Raw genomic sequence first — 17,038 nt, forward strand, 5'->3', positions numbered from 1 at the left:
GTAAATATCCCAGCGCACATTGCTATACTTCCAGTTTCGCCAAGAGTCAGGAGGAATAGTCTTTAAGTATTTCTTGGGGTTTGCCGTTTAACCCTGTAGTGGTCGATCCACTTGCGTTCAACTAAGCTTTCAGGCTTTTGAGTAAGTTTGAGTAAGTTTAGTTGAGCGGTAAATATCTCTTTATTGACTCAAATTATTTGTAATATTCTTTTTTCGCACTTGTTATTACTTATAGACATCTCCAAAAATCAAAAATCAAATCAATTATTTCTCCCTGTTCCCTGTTCCCTCTTTTCTGTTCCCTTTTTTCTGGAGATGTCTAATAATTTTTGTCAGCCTTAGCATTTTTTGTACTTTTAATATGTATAAATTAATCATATTTTTGGTATAAAATAAGTATCAAAGGTGACTGGCTTTGGCTCTAAAATCCTTACTCCTTTAGTTTTCAAATCTCAAGCTCCCTTAGAAAACATTTATTAAGTAAAATGTTAAAAAGTGTAAAGAGTGTTAAGATAAAATCTAGAATAAGAAATTAATTTAGAAAAATGCTAAATCCAAGACTGCCCGAACCAGATTTACTTAAAGCAGTACTTAAACCCTTGTTAGAGGATTTTCAGTATTGCTTTGAGCGTTCCCGTCAGTTATTGGAGAGAGAAAAAATTCCTTTTCTTAGTAGCACTGAACAATTCGACCTACTTAACAGAGTTAAGCAAGCTCAACAGGAAGTGAGTACAGCACAAACTCTTTTTCATGCAACTGAAGGTCAAGTTGGGGTAGAAACTACAGTGCTTATGCCCTGGCATCACTTACTAACGGAATGCTGGCAAGTTTCAATGCGATTTCGCAAAGAACAATCTAGATAGAATTGCTCATTACACTCAAATTTAAGTATCAATTCATAAATCAAAAAATAAAATTTAGTTAACTTTTAACTAACTATAACAGTTTTGGAATTGATAACTATTAATTTTTCGATAAAAGCACTATCTTCTCTGGAAATTGATGATGACTGACCCAGATAATTTATGGGGATAAAACTCATCCAGAGTTAAGTAGATATAAAATAAGAAAAACTGTTTAAACTTTTTTAAAATTTGCTGAGTGCCTATATGGCCCTGGAGAAAACCATGTTACATCTGCTTTATATCCTAGCCTTTACTACTGTTGCCGTTTTGGCTGTTCGTAATTTAATCCGTAGTCTATTAACTGTGGGCCTTGAGTCTCAATCTTTACCCTCAAACCGAGAATGGTCTTCTGGTGATTCTTATTCTAAGTCTCGTAGAATTCCACATCCGGAACTATTAGATGAATCTGGGAATTTTATTGATGAACCTTTGTTGGTGATGCGTTCCGTTAATGTACAAGAAGCTCGTCAACAGTTGGATGCTATTTATAATTCTGAGCTTGAATCTAGTAGTGAAACTAGAGACGAGAAGGATAAATAAAGACTGCAACAAATAATGCAAGATTTGTAAAAATTACAAGATATACATAAAAAGTCTAAAGTCTTTAATTCTCTAATTATCAGGTATTTTCTGTACAATCAAATTCATAATTGCTGTAGCAGAAAATTGATAAAAACTTAAAAACTTGCTATTGCTTTGTTTCAAAAAAACTGATAATAGCAAGTTATTTTTATAATTTTAAAATGCTAAATATTTGAGATAAAATAATTTATACTTATACTAAATACCCGGCTATAAATCAGGGATCAGACAAAACTAAAGAATAAAAGCCTCTGTAGTGTTCACACTAACAATGTATATTTAGTATTAGTAGTGCAGTAGGGTAAAGATTAACCGCCAGATGACCATCCCTAAGTCCGTATTGGCAGAACTGGTGCAAGAGATTCCGCAGTTGAGACCACAAATTTACTTTAAGTCATCCCTGACTGCTCTATCTCATGCAATAGAAGACCAGGTTTTAGCAAGCTCCGATCAACCTCTGGTAATTGCAACTTTTCAGCAAGAGCGTTTTTATCGTCAGGAAGCTCATCGTTATCGACGAATTGCTAACCTAACATCCCAAGTATATGTACTAGCAGCACCAGAAACAGCATTTAAAGATTCTTCTGAGTATTACGAAACAATAGCTTTTAATATTAAAGAGATTCTAAGTAAGGAATGGAATTTACTGGTACTTGGTCAACAGTATTCAAGTTGTTTGATTTGTAATGAGGGTTTTAATTCTGGTAAAAGTGATGAAACATCTGAGTTGATTGCCATGGATCAGGCACGTCGATTTGAAGGTATCTGGACTTTTGACCGTCAAGTATGTGTCCAAGCTGCTGAATTATTACTGAATAGAATACTCAGATATAGGCCACAGTTAGAAGAAAAAGTACAAGCAGCACGAGAAGTTTATAGCATCAATCTTGATGTAGAGATGGGAAGAAAATCTGCAAAAAGAAAATCTAGCTCTAATCGTCGTTACCTAAAAAAAGCTTCAGAAGTAGTTACTCAAAATCCTCAATTTAACGATCCTTTTGCCCAACGTTTGGTGACTTATTTACAGGCAAGTCAATATAAGTTACTTAAAGCATATCGCTCGATCGCTGTTCAGGAACAAAAACAGCGCCTGATTAATATTATTTCTAATGCCATGAGGCGATCGCTAGACTCTGATGAGATTATCAAAGTAGCAGTGCAAGAATTGGGAGAAGCACTTTTAGCTTGCCGATGCTTAATTTATCAATGTCGAGCTTTAGATGTCACAGCAACTATTACGCATGAATATTTAAGTTCGTCAGTTACATCTGTGGTTAATCAAGAATGGCCTTTACAAGATAATCCTTTATTTCAAAGGGTTGTTCAAACTCAAGAGCAAGTCTCTATAGAAGATACAAGCTTACTACCTAATTATTGTTTGACAGAAACACCACAAAGCTCTAAAGTTCAGGCCAAAAACTGTATCGAAACATTAATATCTCAATGGAAAATTAAGAGCTGGTTAATGGTACCTTTGCTTTATCAAGGAAGACTTTTAGGTATGGTGGAGTTACACCACTGTGGATCGTGTCCCCATAATTGGTCTGATGACAAAATAGATTTGGTAGAAGCGATCGCTACTCAATTAGGTATAACTTTGATCCAGGCGGAAACTTATGCCCACTTAGAAGAATTAAATCAACAATTAGAAGCTCTGGACCGGACTCGTAGTAATTTAATTGCAATTACTGGCCACGAGCTACGGACACCTTTATCAACTATTCAAGTTTGCCTTGAAAGTTTGAGTCAAGAACCAGATATGCCTGCAGAGTTACGTCAAGTTATGTTGGAAACTGCATTAGCAGATGCAGATAGAATGCGTCATCTTGTGCAAGATTTCTTAACATTGTCTCATTTAGAAAGTGGTACGGTTGAGTGGAATGTAGAATATCTGCCTCTATTAGAATGTGTTGATTTGGCTCTGAGTAGTATTCGTGCCCATCATTTACAAAGAGATTTACCGAATATTACTACTCAGGTATCGACAGAACTACCTTTAGTTTTAGCTGATGGAGAATGGTTAGTAGAGGTATTGTCAAAACTCCTGGATAATGCTTGTAAGTTTACTCACTCTGAAGGAACAGTAATGATTGGAGCTACTTCTAATGGAGATAATATGTTGGAAGTGACAGTCTCTGATACTGGTCGTGGGATTGAACCTAAGCGCCTAGAAGCTGTATTTGATCGCTTTTATCAAGAGGAAGGTGCTTTACGGCGCAGTGTTGGTGGTACAGGTTTAGGTTTAGCCATTTGTCGGCAGATTATTACTCGCTTGGGAGGAAAAATTTGGGCAGAGTCAGCGGGTAAAAATCGGGGTAGTCAGTTTCACTTTACAATTCCAATTGTTAGTAATAGTGAAAAAATGGAGAGGGAAAATCAAACAAGAAGAAAGGAATCTAATTCATAAACTTAGCAGCTAGCAAAGTAGTAGCTTAGGTTTTAATGAATAGAGAAATGATTCATCTTCTAAAAAATGAAATCCTTGGTCCAATCCAGTTAATTGAAAAACTAATTGAATATCATCTTGGATATTGAACAGATATAATAGACATCCTCTTTTTTCAGAAATTTTTCGGATAATAACTAAAGTAGTTAATCCCAAATTATTAATTTTGTTTACTAATCCCATATCTATTATCCAGTATAAATTTCGTGTTTTGTCGATTAGTTTGTCTATTATTTGCTTGAGTTGATAACTTCTCTTTAAATCTAAGTTGCCTTGAGGGCGAAATAAAATTGCTTCCATATAGTCCGATATAATTCAATAAATGAAGGTGAAAAATAAGTTTTAGTTATATTGTATTAAAAATCGTGAATAAAGTGTAATTGGTAACGTTCGGTTTTCACCAAAAGTTAGTTACTATAAGTATTTCCCATAAACAAAAAAATTGTGCTTTTTTGATTCTACGAAAAATATCTATAGCAATCAGGAATGATTTGTGAGGAATTATTTTTTCACATCTACCACTCATTTGAGACAGAAAAAACTCTCTTACAACTGATAGCTGATTTCTATATAGCAATTCTCTTCCGGTTCTGTAAAAAATCTCCTGAAAAAAGCAAAAGGTAAAAATACTCAAGAAGTGCCATGAGTAGCAATACTTAGGGTTTGCTGAAAAAGTCTTTTGGTAAGGGTAGGCAACAGGCAGCAGGCAACAGGCAAGAGGTTAGAATATCTGCTACGGCCAAATTTTCCGCATTGTCAGGGGAAAAGTATTAGCATTTTTAGACTACAACAGCTAAAAACCTTGCACTTTTTCAGAATAAAAAATCCTGGAAGCCTTTACAGGTATTGATTACAATTTTATTTAGCAAACCCTACTTATTTTAGTTGTAAGATATTGTTCTCTTTTTAGAGAACAGCTTAACTAGAAGCCGAAAGTAGTTAATATTTCACAAATTATTTAGGATTACTCTAGATAATACACCACCTGTAGGGGTGGTTGCTCTTTATGATACTATATATAGTGGTTATATCTAAGTCCTGATAGTTTTATTACCCTTTATGTGGCAGGTTTAATACTCCACCATCACCCGTGATGCTTAAAATTGTTTGGGGTTTATAGATACGAAGTGGCCAGTCGTTGACTATCCATAAGCAATTTTCTCTTCTGCATAGTTGCCTTCTTCAATCAATTATTCATCTAGACTAAAATCAAGTCATAGTAAAATTCAAGAGGACTATTGCAATTACCCTCTTTTTTAACTTCAACCATAACCGAAAAAAAAGAATGATACTATCTTTAAGTCGATGGCAATTAGTAACTAATGGCCCAAAGTCTGGCCATAGTCCTAAAATATCCTTTTGTAACAGAACCTTACAATTTCTTAAACCTGGGTAACTGTGGTGATAGGATTCCATAAAAAGGTTCATATAAAAAATCTATGGCAGACGAACTAACAGGTCAACCCCCTATTTTCGGTGGCAGTACTGGTGGCTTACTGACCAAGGCCGAAGTTGAAGAAAAGTACGCTATTACCTGGACTAGCTCAAAAGAGCAGGTATTTGAGATGCCTACAGGTGGTGCAGCTATTATGAATGCAGGTGAAAATCTACTATACTTGGCTCGCAAAGAGCAATGCTTGGCCCTCGGCACTCAACTACGGACTAAATTTAAGCCCAAAATTGAGGACTTCAAAATCTATCGGATTTTCCCTGATGGTTCTACCGAGTACCTACATCCGAAAGATGGAGTCTTCCCTGAGAAGGTTAATGAAGGACGTCCTTATGTAGGTAAGATCGACCGTAACATTGGCAGTAACCCAGAACCTGCTGCTCTCAAGTTTACTGGTAAGAAACCATACGACTCATAGGTTGTGATTAATCAGTAGATAAAAGCGCACCGCCTGCTAGTCAACGGCTTCCTCAGCGTAAAGACAGAGCAAGAAAGCTTGGGTCGATTGTTTATATGAGATGCAACTCAACTTGTTTGATTTGTATATCTAGGCTGAGAGTCTGTGTTTAGCTCGGCGACATTAAATGCGTAGCGTTGCGTCAGCAAAACAATAATTTTCCGTTATAATCATGTGATTTAACGGCGAGAGTGTCAATTTCTATGATCACCTTGGCTTCCAGATATTTCATCTGAAGCTGAGGTTTTAATTTTATTAGAGTCGCTGCTGAATCTCAAATCTAAAACCTCAAAATTTATGATATTCCCAGACTTCTCCAAATTTTCCCAACTAGCAAAACAAGGTAACTTTGTTCCTGTCTACCAAGAATGGGTAGCAGACCTCGATACTCCTGTTTCTGCTTGGTATCGTGTATGCGCGGGTCAACCATACAATTTTTTACTAGAATCAGTTGAAGGTGGGGAGAAAATCGGACGCTATAGTTTTCTTGGCTGTGACCCATTGTGGACATTGGAGGTAAGAGGGGAACATACTACCCAAACTTACCGCGATGGCACAGTTAAAACTTTTGAGGGAGACCCCTTTGAAACTCTAGATAACTGTCTGCAAAAATATCAACCTGTCAAACTACCTCAACTACCACCTGATATTGGTGGCTTATTTGGTTTTTGGGGTTATGAGTTGATTCGGTGGATCGAACCTCGTGTACCTGTTTACCCATATACTGAAAATGATTTGCCTGATGGTTTGTGGATGCAGGTTGATAATCTTTTGGTTTTTGATCAGGTAAAACGGAAGATTTGGGCGATCGCCTATGCAGACCTCCGCTCTCCAGAGGTAGATTTAGAAGTAGCTTATCAACAAGCTTGCGATCGCGTTTCTCAGTTAGTAGATAAATTGCAATCTCCTCTATCACAACAAGATACTTTACTAGAATGGCAACCACCTGGTGGAAAAAGTCGAGAAGTTGGAGATATCTATAGCAGTAATACATCCCGCGAACAATTTTGTGCCAATGTTGAAAAAGCTAAAGACTACATCAAAGCAGGAGATATTTTTCAGGTAGTTATTTCACAACAACTTTCAACGGAATATACAGGGGAGCCATTTGCTCTTTATCGTTCCCTACGATTAATTAACCCTTCTCCCTACATGGCTTATTTTAATTTTGGTGATTGGCAAATCATTGGTTCGAGTCCGGAAGTTATGGTAAAAGCAGAAAATACCCCTGATGGCAAACGTCTTGCTACGGTGAGACCAATTGCCGGAACTCGTCCCCGTGGCAAAACTTATGCAGAAGATAATGCTTTAGCTGAGGAGTTGTTGCAAGACCCGAAAGAAAGAGCGGAACATATTATGCTAGTCGATCTAGGTCGGAATGATTTGGGTCGTGTTTGCCGAGTGGGAACGGTCAAAGTTGATGAATTAATGATAATTGAACGTTATTCTCATGTGATGCACATTGTTAGTAATGTGGTGGGAGAATTGGCAGATGAGAAAACTGTTTGGGATTTATTGAAGGCTTGTTTTCCAGCGGGTACTGTTAGCGGTGCGCCAAAAATTCGGGCGATGGAAATTATTAATGAATTAGAGTCTTGTCGCCGGGGTGCTTATTCTGGGGTTTATGGATATTATGATTTTGAGGGTCAGTTGAATAGTGCTATTACGATTAGAACTATGGTTGTTCGGCCGAAAAATGATGGTAAACACACTGTAACTGTGCAAGCGGGAGCTGGTTTGGTTGCTGATTCTGTGCCAGAAACAGAGTATGAGGAAAGTATTAATAAAGCTAGAGGTTTGTTGGAGGCAATTCGGTGTTTGAAAAAGAGTTAAAAATGTTGGTAAAAAGTTAGTTTGACAATAGCTTTGTTGCACAAAAAATGATTAGAAACAGGGCTGACGCACGCAGACGAAATTATACACCATTTGTAAGGGTTAACGGCCGTTAACCCCTACTATTTCCTACCTTTTTCCTAAAAATCTATTCCCTGTTGCTTTCCGGAGCTGTTGCCTGTTGCCTGCTATGTGCAAACAGTCTATATCTTTTTCACGCCTATGTCTAATAGACATCTGGTAAAAATCCAAAATCAAATCAATTCTCGCACATAAATTATCAATTATTTCCCCCTACTGCCTACTGCCTACTGCCTACTGCCTCTTTTCTGGAGATGTCTAATGGAAAAAATCGTGCCTTGGGGTTTAATAGCTTTAGTCATAGCTTGCCAGTGACCATCAGTGTCGTTCAAGCACAGAATATAATCGACATTTTGATCACCAAATTTATCAATCTCTTCCGCAAGATTATTGCGATGATTGACCACTTCATCAGCACCAAGTTTTTGACACCAAGCGATAGTTTGAGGACGAGAAGCTGTAGCAATAATATTAAGCTTGGCTAACTTTTTGGCGTTGGTGAATGTGTAATGCTTTATTATGGGATTGGCACAGTCTTAAATTTTAAGTAGTACAATAGTAAGGAAATGGAATACTTAAGCATTTTTAGAGATGGGTGAGTAACATAAAGTTTTTCGTTTTAATCTTGCTTTTAGGATGTCTTAAACGAGTGTTTTCACCCTCTACTCTGGTCATGTAAGTTTTACTAACACTCTGGATGCAACTGGGCTGAATATAACTTTGATCAACTCACTCTACCATCTGTTACATACCAAAAACGCGAGCCAACATTTAATTATTTGCCACAGTAACTCAAAAGTTTGACTAGAGCGATCATGCTCCGCATCGCTATCGCGAACGCCAATTACCCAAAGCAAAATTCCTTCTCTCCAATGATTCACGCTCTGTCCAAATCCAGACTTTGTTCTTTTTAGCTGCTACAAAGGTTTGTAATTCATCTAACCCCTGTAATTTCAGGAATTTCAGTATCTAAGGGTTGATCAGATAATTCTTCTGCTGCTTGCGCGGGCCCAGTTAATGATGGTTGCATGATTGATTTGAGTTACTCTAGCTTAAGCTGTGAATCCCATACCATTAAAATACATTTTAAGACATAGTTGTTTAACTTCAGGGTGATCTGCTTTGGGGTTAGGAGATTCAACAATCTTGTTGGCCACAGTCGTGACAACTTAAAGAATTGTTTTTGCCCTAACGTTAACCATTTTTCTGATAACGAGAAGATTGGCATTTGGGACAGTACATTTTTTCTTGAGTTTGACAACAATTTTATTCTTAAGCATTCTATATTCACCAACGCTAACTTTTTCGCTATTTGAATCGCAATAGAACCAACTCTCCCTGCACCATTGATAATTAAAATTGGGCGTTGGTAAGTGAAGGTATGATCAGGTAAAGAATGCGTACGCTAAATAGTTAGAGCAGGTTTTAGAACTGGGAAACCATCTATCAACGATGATTAACTCAGCAACCATATAACTCACACTTGTATTCTAGCTGTCTTCTGAATTCATAAAAACCCATAGACGTCCCACACTCCCCACACCTCCTATACCATTACTATCCAATAATTAAATTTGAGGTGATATCAACCTTGCCCATAGCAATAAAAACCAAGGGATTTTGAAATTTGGTATTAACCAGGCATATTTTCTCAGTGCAGGAATAGTAAAAGGAATTAAAAAACGAAGGGAACGTACAGATATAGGGCAATTACCATTCTCATCTACAATATTATATTTTTCAGCAAGTTCAGCAACAATTCGCACCTTACCCGTATGACTCATAATACTTGGTTCAGCAGCCAGATTGGCAATAACTCTACCTATAAACAAAGGAGTTTCCCAATTTTCACTATCACCAAAACTATCTACAGTATTGCTTTGACTCAATTGATTGGTAAAATTAATTATATGCTCTGTACCGACAATTCCCGGCCAAATAGATATAGAAGCAATATTATCTGCTTTTAACTCTACTGCCATATCTGCTGCCAGGCGATCGCTTGCTGCCTTACCCGCACCATAAGCAGCACCAAATAGATAAGACATACCACCCCAGGAAGAGATAGTCAAGATAATTCCCCCCCCACGAGGAGCCATCATTCGGGCAGCAAATACACTGCTAATATAGTGACTGCGAAGACCTACATTATTCACAAGATCCCAAAGACTAGGTTCAGATTTCCAGAATGGCTGACCGTAGGCATTTCTAATGGCCTCTACTCCTGAGAAAACATTGTTCACTAATATATGGAGTTGCCCCTGTTGTTCATTTTCGATACGCTCAAAGAGTAACCGTACTTGCTCGTCATCCGCATGATCTACTTGAACAGGAATACACTTACCACCTGCTTTTTCAATAGCTAACTGTGTTTCCTGGAGAGTACCGGAAACGCCATCGTTAACACAAGGTTTTTCGAGACTACGACCTGTAATATAGATAGTAGCACCGGCCTCACCTAAACCTATTGCAATGCCCTTACCTATACCCCGCGTTGCTCCTGTAACCAATGCTACTTTACCTTTCAGGTCTGTCATAATTACTTACTATAGTTTACCAAATACAGTTTAGCGAAAAACGATGCCTCAACCAAACTTATCAGGGATTTTACAGTTCTGGTGGTTAATTCCGTTGCTATTGAGTATATTAGAACTTTTTTTCAGTCTCTGGATTATAGTTCCTGCTCCAAATCTTTTTCTTTTACCTTTGGGAGTGGCAACTCCAGAAATTAGCCCTTGGCTGATTTGCCTGAATCTGCTTGCGCTGATACTAACAATTTTTGTTCACAAAACTTGGTGGTCTGCTCTCATTTTCATCTCTAGCTTACTTGGCCTCATATTAAGTTTACTGCCACTGAGCCAGCTAGCTACTACCAACACTAACTTTGCTGTTGAGATGGAGACGGTTTTGGGAACAGACTATTTACAAAGTGTTCCTGAAGACTTAAAAGCCCAAATGCGTCCCCAACCATTTGTCCTTGCAGATGTTTTTCGTGGGCTTCCTAAAAAGGAAGTTCGGACTCAAAGAGGTATTGTCTTTGCCAGTCCCGATGGAGTAGACCTCAAACTAAATGTTTACCAGCCTTTAGTTACACAAAAGTTGCAGAAGTTTCCTACTGTGGTAATTGTCTACGGTGGAGCTTGGAGACAAGGCAGTCCTGATAACTATGAGAGGTTTAGTTGTTACATAGCAGCTCAAGGCTACTCAGTAATAGCTATTGATTACCGCCATGCACCCAAGTATAAATTTCCCGCTCAACTCGAAGATGTACGAGCAGCCTTGCAGTACATTCAAGCCCATGCGGATAATTTGGAAGTAGATATTGAGCGCATAGCGATAATGGGCCGTTCAGCAGGAGGCCATTTAGCAACTCTGGCTGCTTACGAGCAAGGTGCTATGCCTTTTCGAGCAGTGGTAAGTTACTACGCACCTAGTAACTTAATAGAAGGGTTCCGCAATCCACCTTTTCCCAATCCTATCAATACAAATACTGTCCTGCGGGATTTTTTGGGAGGAACACCAGACGAACTCTTAGAACTCTATCAAAAAGCTTCTCCCAAAAGTTATGTTAGACCTGCTCTTCCCCCTTCTTTACTGGTTTATGCAGGTCGCGACCACGTAGTACAACCTAAGTTTGGACGAATTTTATACACTCAACTGCGAGCAACTGGCAACCAGGCTATTTTTTTAGAAATCCCCTGGGCAGAACACTCCTTTGACGCAGTTTTTCCTGGGATTAGCAATCAGCTTGCTTTGTATTATACCGAACGCTTTTTAGCATCTGTGCTTCACGGGGTGATATCAAATCCGGTAGCATCGGTGTAACCCACATTTTGCACCACAAAATATAGTATAGAATCAGGAGACAGGAGACAGGAGACAGGAGACAGAATTTTATAGCGCTGTGCGCAGGGAACAGGGAACAGGGAACAGGGAACAGGGGGAATAAATTGCCGATCATATAAGACTTCTAGCTCTTTTGCCCCTACTACAATTTGTAAATATACCAGCGCTCATTGTTATAGAAGAAAATCATAATTAAACGGATGTGATATAATAAGCGCTTCAACACTATTGTTGGATAAGGGTTTCAACTATTAAGATACTGTCTAAAATCTTGATTTTTCGCATTTGATAATAATAATCATTTATCAAAATAATATGGGTCGCGCAACCCCGCCTTTGAAGGCGCAATATTTTTGGAGCCTTGCTCAAAACCCCGTTACAAAAATAACTTCTGTAGGTCGTCCTACCGACTGCTCCCCTATCTGACTTCTGACTTCTGACTTCGTTAAAGTTATATTTCCTTGTTGCTAAATATCAACGCACCATCTTCGAGTGCCCCATGACGAATCATTTTCTTGTCGCGTTGGTAGTTCTGCGGGTAAATCCAGGGTTCGCAGTCACCCTGCTTTGGGAATAAGTGCATCACGCGCTGGATATAGCCAGAAGAAAAATCTTTGATTAAAGAGCGTGCTTGCATATTCCCATCTCGATCGCGCAGGCGTGGCGTACACTGACGAAATCCCATCTCGTCCATGTAGTTAATCAACCGACACACATATTCCGCCACGAGTTCGGCACGCAGAGTCCAGGAAGCATTGATGTAGCCAAAGACCGAGACCAAGTTCGGTACATCCGAATACATCACGCCCTTATAAGTATAGGTCTTCGGAAATTCAATTGCCTGGTTGTCTACACTGAATTGCACGCCACCGAGTATAATCAAATTGAGCCCCGTCGCTGTAACAATGAGGTCAGCTTCCAACTCTTTGCCCGATTTCAGGAGTATGCCCTTCTCAGTGAAGGTCTCAATTATATCAGTGATGACGGAGGCATTACCTGACTTGATTGCCTCAAATAAATCGCCGTTCGGTACGAGACAAAGGCGCTGGTCCAAAGGGTTGTAGCGTGGGGTGAAATGAGTCTCGACATCGTAGTCATCTCCAAGTTCTTTGCGGACCAGCTCGAGAAGTTTCTGCTTAACCATCTCAGGTTTCGTGCGCGTAATACGGTAAGATAATTGTTGGTGTGCGATATACTTCCAACGAAGTATAGCATAAGCCAGCTTTTTGGGCATGAACTTGTTTAAGAGATTGGCAAGCACATCAGACTCAGAGCTTGAGACAACATAAGTAGGCGATCGCTGCAACATTACTACGTGTTTTGCATCCTTTGCCATTTCCGGGACTAGGGTAATTGCAGTAGCCCCAGAGCCAATGACAACTACTTTCTTACCGCGATAGTTGAGGTTTTCTGGCCAATGCTGTGGGTGAACTATTTCTCCCTTGAAGGACTCCATCCCTTTGAATTTAGGTGTATAACCCTCTTTGTAACTGTAATACCCAGAACACATTAGAAGGAAGTTGCAGCTAAAGAGAAGGGTCTTAGCCGTCTTCTTGCATTCAGTTTCAACTGTCCAGACAGCACGATCGCTTGACCAACTAGCTTTCTTCACCAGGAGACTATAGTGAATGTGTTTGTCAATGCCGTTCTCGGAGGCTGTTTCCTGAATATATTTCAAAATTGATGGCCCGTCAGCAATAGATTTAGCTTTGGGCCAGGGCTTAAAGCTATAACCCAGGGTATACATATCACTATCGGAGCGGATGCCTGGATAACGGAAGAAGTCCCAAGTTCCGCCCATTGAGTCTCTACCTTCCAGAATGATGTAGTTTTTGCTGGGACACTTGAGCTGTAGATAGTAAGCAGCTGCGATACCAGAAAGTCCAGCTCCGACAATTGCAATATCAAAGTGTTTCGTGGACATGATTTAATTCTCCTATCTTCTTATTTGGCTGCGAACCCGCTCACCTCACTGTTTTTTATATTCTAATCTTCTACGAAAAAAAAATATGTACAGCTAACTGTCTTAACTTAGAATTTTAACCAAGTCTACCTTAGAATGTTAAGCACATCAATATAAGTGAGTTACCATACAACCAAATCAGATGACCGAACTAAATAATGCTACAGTAGTCCTGACTGGTGCCATAGGGGGGTTTGGCCAGGAACTTACGCGCCAGTTATTACAAGCTGGTAGCCATTTAGTCGTGAGCGATATCAAACAAGATTCTCTAGATGAGCAAGCTTCTAAAATAACCAGCGAAATCACTACAGGGAAAATAATTTCTTGTATTGAGAGCGATCTTTCTCACCGCGAAGGTTGCTTGAATCTCTATGATCGAGTTAAAGCATTAGATATACCCATTGATATTTTAATTAATAATGCGGGAATAGGATTATTTGGTCGGATGGACGAAGTTCCCTCTGATAAATGGGAACGGTTGATGCAGGTCAATTTACTAGCACCAATGCGGTTGAGTTCTCTTTTTGCTGCAGGGATGATCGAACGCCAAAAAGGACACATTGTCAATATTTCTTCTCTAGCAGGTTGGATAGGTGCTGGGGGAATGGCTCACTATTCCAGCAGTAAATTTGGCTTGCGTGGTTTTAGTGAAGGACTTTTTAATGAAGTAAAAAGCCATAATGTTAAAGTCACTGTTGTTTATCCCTTTTTCAGTCGTACTCCTATTCTTCTCTCAGAACGTTATGGAACGCTAGCTCAAGGCAAGGAAGGTTTTCCTGAACACTTGGCAACTAATCCAGCTAAAGTAATGGAAAAAACAATTAAAGCCATTGTTCGTAACCAACTTCATGTATTTCCCGATGGAGCAGCTCAAAGTTTGCATATTTTCAAGCAGTATTTCCCTGGGTTGGTTGATTGGATTAGCGATCGATTGATTTGAAATCAAAAGACAATCTAATATCAAATCTGGTTAAACAGTTATAGAATGGTTAAGTCAGGAGGAGAGAGAATTACAAATACGAATAGTAAGATCGATAAAAATAATTTCCAGGAGATGTTCCTTTGAGCAAAAAAGATAATTTACGCCCTAAAAAAAAATAGTATTAAAGCTATTCCCATACGACTCCTGATCTCAAATCCGTTTAATTGGACATAAAAAAAATCTTCAATCCTCATAACTACGCTCATCTTTGTAATTCTTTCTTCTCCTGACTCCTGACTTCCCCTCCTGGGAGGGGGAGGAGCGAGGGGTGGGTTGACTCCTGAGGACTCCTAACTTAACCATTCTATGGTTGTTTAACCGGATTTGATATGACTCCTAAGAAATACCCTAGATATTTGTAGCAAACATTTATCAATTTGGTATTATACAGCATTTGTAAGGGTTAACGGCCGTTAACCCCTACAATATCTGGTAGTTATGTGTCAATCCTAGTGTTATACCTGAAAGCTGATAGCTGATAGCTAGTTAAAAATTAATTCCATTCAGCTAAAACAATTTTTCCAATAGTTCTAACCTTTTCAAGACGTTGATGAACATCCCGTAGATTTTGAGCATCGATCGGTTTGACTACCTCATTGCAAGTTGTAACAATTACACCATCTTCGATCAGTTGACTCAACTCATTAAGTAAATTGCTTTGCTCTGCCATATCTTCTGTTTGATACATGGAGCGAGTAAACATAAATTCCCAAACAAAGCCAGCACTCTTACTCTTCAAAGTATTCATATCTAGCGGTTGTTCGTTTTCGACAATGGAACAGATCGTGCCTTGGGGTTTAATCGCTTTAGTCATAGCTTGCCAGTGACCATCGGTGTCATTCAAGCACAGAATATAATCGACATTTTGATAACCAACTTTATCAATTTCTTCCGCAAGATTATTGCGATGATTGACCACCTCATCAGCACCAAGTTTTTGACACCAAGCGATAGTTTCAGGCTGAAGTACCGCCACACGTAGAATATTCCCTGACAAATTATGGTCGTACTCTGGATCCAATTATGATTTCTATGAGAGATTGGGGTGCCAAGCATACTAAAAACATGATTTCATGGAAGTCAGAATGGGCGAAGTGAAAGTTGATAGACTTAAAGTATTGACGCTTACAATAATTTCAGCCTATGATTCTAGATCATCAGTTGCTGACTATTTGTGACATCCTTAGAGTAAATTGGTATAGATGAGACAAATTGACCTAAAAACTACTACCTAAAATAAAATGCAAACCGAATTTAATTTTTTTCAGCACTGGTATCCTCTTTCTCCCATTGAAGACCTCGATCCAGAAATACCTGTTCCTGTAACTCTGTTGGGAATACGTTTAGTTATCTGGAAGCCAAGATATTCTGAGAATTACCAGGTATTTTTAGATGTTTGTCCTCACCGTCTAGCACCCTTAAGCGAGGGTCGTATTGATGAGAAAACTGGTAATTTAATGTGTAGTTATCATGGTTGGCAATTTGATGCTCAAGGTATCTGTACTCATATTCCACAAGCTGAAAATCCTGAAATTATCGCCAAAAATCAAAAAAATTTCTGTGTAACTGCCTTACCAGTACGCCAGGAAAATGATTTACTCTGGGTTTGGCCTGATGCGAAAACAGTAGACCTAGCTGCTAGTACACCCTTACCATTATCACCACAAATAGATGCTGAGAAAGGTTTTGTGTGGTCTTATTATGTCCGCGATCTAGAATATAATTGGCAAACTCTCGTAGAAAATGTCGCAGATCCTAGTCATGTTCCTTTTGCTCATCACGGAGTGCAAGGAAATAGAAACAAAGCAATACCAATAGTGATGGAGATTGTACAATCAACAATCAATTTAATTTAAATTTTCTATTTCTCAAATGGCAACAATCTTGTAAAAATTAATTTTGAACCACCTTGTCGGTTAGAATATTTAGTTAGTATTGGTGATACTGAAAAAAAATTAGGACTTATTCTTTATTGTTTGCCTGTATCTCCTGGAAAATCTAGAATTGTTGTTCAATATTCAAGGAACTTTGCTAAAACAATACATCGGTTAACACCCCGTTGGTGGAATCATCTTAAAATTTGGAATTTGACTTTTGATGGAGATATGGTTTTACTGAATCAGCAGGAACATTTACTGCAACAAAAACAATCAAGTGAAAGTTGGAAAACAGCTTATAATTTACCTACAAGTGCAGACCGTTTAGTCATTGAGTTTAGAAATTGGTTTGATAAATATTGTCATGGTAAATTACCTTGGAATGAAGTCGGAATTAGTGATTCCAATAATTATCTAATAAATAATAATCATGCCTCACTATTGGATCGTTATCAACAACATACTCAGCATTGCAGTAGTTGTTGGCAAGCATTGAAAAATCTACAAAGATTACAAATTTTCCTGATAACTTATTTCATAATTATTGTGTCTGGAGTTGCTATTTTTCCAGATAATTTGCGTATCAAAGTCGGTTTACCTTTAGTAATTACAGCAC

At 38.6% G+C, this 17,038-nt stretch carries 14 protein-coding genes and 3 pseudogenes; 10 read left to right on the top strand and 7 right to left on the bottom strand.

All coding sequences use genetic code 11. From position 1 onward, the window contains the following. Positions 1-545: 545 nt before the first annotated feature. The 3 genes from F6K18_RS18380 (at position 546) to F6K18_RS18390 (ending at position 3,894) form a co-directional block, all read left to right on the top strand. Positions 546-863, top strand: coding sequence for a DUF2605 domain-containing protein (locus tag F6K18_RS18380; protein ID WP_287244538.1), 318 nt, complete (start codon positions 546-548; stop codon positions 861-863). A 264-nt stretch (positions 864-1,127) separates the two neighbouring features. Further along, positions 1,128-1,445 carry a DUF2973 domain-containing protein gene (locus F6K18_RS18385; RefSeq protein WP_287275914.1) on the top strand — a complete coding sequence of 106 codons (318 nt, stop codon included), beginning with the start codon at positions 1,128-1,130 and terminating at the stop codon, positions 1,443-1,445. A 361-nt stretch (positions 1,446-1,806) separates the two neighbouring features. Then, positions 1,807-3,894 (top strand): DICT sensory domain-containing protein, encoded by a 2,088-nt coding sequence (locus tag F6K18_RS18390; RefSeq protein ID WP_287522723.1) that lies wholly within the window; start codon positions 1,807-1,809, stop codon positions 3,892-3,894. Between the two features lie 9 nt (positions 3,895-3,903). Here the strand turns inward: F6K18_RS18390 and F6K18_RS18395 are convergent, their stop codons facing one another. Next, entirely contained in the window at positions 3,904-4,233 is a 330-nt protein-coding gene (locus F6K18_RS18395; RefSeq protein ID WP_287522724.1) for an STAS domain-containing protein, read from the bottom strand. Between the two features lie 1,139 nt (positions 4,234-5,372). Between F6K18_RS18395 and F6K18_RS18400 the strand changes: the two genes are divergently transcribed. Both F6K18_RS18400 and trpE read left to right on the top strand, forming a co-directional pair. Next, complete coding sequence (locus tag F6K18_RS18400) at positions 5,373-5,801, top strand: photosystem I reaction center subunit II (protein ID WP_287522725.1); 429 nt, start codon at positions 5,373-5,375, stop codon at positions 5,799-5,801. Positions 5,802-6,137: 336 nt separating this feature from the next. Next, positions 6,138-7,673, top strand: a complete 1,536-nt coding sequence (gene trpE, locus F6K18_RS18405; protein WP_287522726.1) for an anthranilate synthase component I — start codon at positions 6,138-6,140, stop codon at positions 7,671-7,673. Positions 7,674-7,981: 308 nt separating this feature from the next. Here the strand turns inward: trpE and F6K18_RS18410 are convergent, their stop codons facing one another. The 4 genes and pseudogenes from F6K18_RS18410 to F6K18_RS18425 all read right to left on the bottom strand — a co-directional run bounded on the left by F6K18_RS18410 (position 7,982) and on the right by F6K18_RS18425 (position 10,291). After that, entirely contained in the window at positions 7,982-8,275 is a 294-nt protein-coding gene (locus tag F6K18_RS18410) for a zinc-binding dehydrogenase (protein WP_353735107.1), read from the bottom strand. Then, a pseudogene (locus F6K18_RS18415) lies at positions 8,272-8,996 on the bottom strand (IS1 family transposase). The gene F6K18_RS18410 and the pseudogene F6K18_RS18415 overlap by 4 nt, the downstream one beginning before the upstream one ends. A gap of 170 nt (positions 8,997-9,166) precedes the next feature. Beyond that, positions 9,167-9,278: pseudogene (locus F6K18_RS18420) on the bottom strand (zinc ribbon domain-containing protein); the annotation flags it as partial. A gap of 44 nt (positions 9,279-9,322) precedes the next feature. Next, on the bottom strand, positions 9,323-10,291 hold the full coding sequence (locus F6K18_RS18425; protein WP_287522727.1) for an SDR family NAD(P)-dependent oxidoreductase: 969 nt from the start codon (positions 10,289-10,291) through the stop codon (positions 9,323-9,325). Positions 10,292-10,334: 43 nt separating this feature from the next. Here F6K18_RS18425 and F6K18_RS18430 point away from each other — a divergent pair, with 43 nt between their 5' ends. Beyond that, complete coding sequence (locus F6K18_RS18430) at positions 10,335-11,579, top strand: alpha/beta hydrolase (RefSeq protein WP_287522729.1); 1,245 nt, start codon at positions 10,335-10,337, stop codon at positions 11,577-11,579. Between the two features lie 472 nt (positions 11,580-12,051). On the opposite strand, the gene F6K18_RS18435 is transcribed toward F6K18_RS18430, so the two are convergent. Continuing rightward, a complete protein-coding gene (locus F6K18_RS18435) occupies positions 12,052-13,524 on the bottom strand; it encodes an NAD(P)/FAD-dependent oxidoreductase (protein ID WP_287522730.1) in 1,473 nt (490 codons plus the stop codon). A gap of 181 nt (positions 13,525-13,705) precedes the next feature. On the opposite strand from F6K18_RS18435, the gene F6K18_RS18440 reads away from it, so the two are divergent. After that, on the top strand, positions 13,706-14,503 hold the full coding sequence (locus F6K18_RS18440) for an SDR family oxidoreductase (RefSeq protein WP_287522732.1): 798 nt from the start codon (positions 13,706-13,708) through the stop codon (positions 14,501-14,503). A gap of 535 nt (positions 14,504-15,038) precedes the next feature. Here the strand turns inward: F6K18_RS18440 and F6K18_RS18445 are convergent. After that, positions 15,039-15,566, bottom strand: coding sequence for a zinc-binding dehydrogenase (locus F6K18_RS18445; protein ID WP_287522734.1), 528 nt, complete (start codon positions 15,564-15,566; stop codon positions 15,039-15,041). Here F6K18_RS18445 and F6K18_RS36695 point away from each other — a divergent pair. The 3 genes and pseudogenes from F6K18_RS36695 to F6K18_RS18455 all read left to right on the top strand — a co-directional run. Then, positions 15,536-15,643, top strand: coding sequence for a hypothetical protein (locus tag F6K18_RS36695; RefSeq protein ID WP_353735108.1), 108 nt, complete (start codon positions 15,536-15,538; stop codon positions 15,641-15,643). The two genes, F6K18_RS18445 and F6K18_RS36695, sit on opposite strands and share 31 nt — an antisense overlap. A 143-nt stretch (positions 15,644-15,786) precedes the next feature. After that, entirely contained in the window at positions 15,787-16,401 is a 615-nt protein-coding gene (locus F6K18_RS18450) for a Rieske 2Fe-2S domain-containing protein (protein WP_287522735.1), read from the top strand. 78 nt (positions 16,402-16,479) lie between these two features. After that, positions 16,480-17,038 (top strand): annotated as a pseudogene (locus F6K18_RS18455) (pheophorbide a oxygenase); the annotation flags it as partial.

It is taken from the genome of Okeania sp. SIO2C2 (assembly GCF_010692625.1).
Lineage (GTDB): Bacteria > Cyanobacteriota > Cyanobacteriia > Cyanobacteriales > Microcoleaceae > Okeania > Okeania hirsuta.